This window comes from Vibrio sp. 1727, assembly GCF_033344415.1.
Lineage (GTDB): Bacteria > Pseudomonadota > Gammaproteobacteria > Enterobacterales > Vibrionaceae > Vibrio > Vibrio alginolyticus.
Genome location: NZ_JAWPOT010000545.1, coordinates 1 through 558, shown reverse-complemented (window position 1 = coordinate 558; position 558 = coordinate 1). Strand labels below are relative to the sequence as shown.

Genomic DNA, 558 nt, shown 5'->3' with positions numbered 1-558 from the left:
GCGACTGCGGAGATTTCTCGCGCCTCAATCTGGCAATGGATTCAGCACGGTAAGTCACTCGACAATGGTCAACAGGTGACAAAAGCACTGTTCGAAACCTACTTGCAAGAAGAAGTAGAAGTAGTGAAACAAGAAGTGGGCGAAGAACGTTATCAAGCCGGGCGTTTTGAAGAAGCCGCACAATTGATGGCGAAGCTAACAACTAGCGATGAGCTAACCAACTGCTTAACCGTTCCTGGTTATGACTACCTGGACTAAGAATTCTTAACTGTAATACCAATAACGTGAAAACTTTCGAGGCAGATGGGGATATGTACTGCCTGAAAACGGAAACTCAACGCACAAACAAAAGTGCAAATAATAAAGAGGGATAGACCAATGACATTGACTCGCCGCCAACAAATTGAAGCTCTGGAAAAAGACTGGGCAACGAATCCACGCTGGAAAAACGTAAAGCGTACGTATACTGCAGAAGAAGTCGTAGAACTGCGTGGCTCGATGGTACCAGCAAATACAATCGCACAACGTGGTGCTGATAAGCTTGGGTGACTGGTCAAC

The 558-nt window shown here is 45.9% G+C and carries 2 pseudogenes; both read left to right on the top strand.

The window, feature by feature from the left end:
• Positions 1 to 258: pseudogene (locus tag R8O10_RS26835) on the top strand (malate synthase A); the annotation flags it as partial.
• 120 nt (positions 259 to 378) lie between these two features.
• Positions 379 to 543: pseudogene (locus R8O10_RS26830) on the top strand (isocitrate lyase); the annotation flags it as partial.
• Positions 544 to 558: the final 15 nt, after the last annotated feature.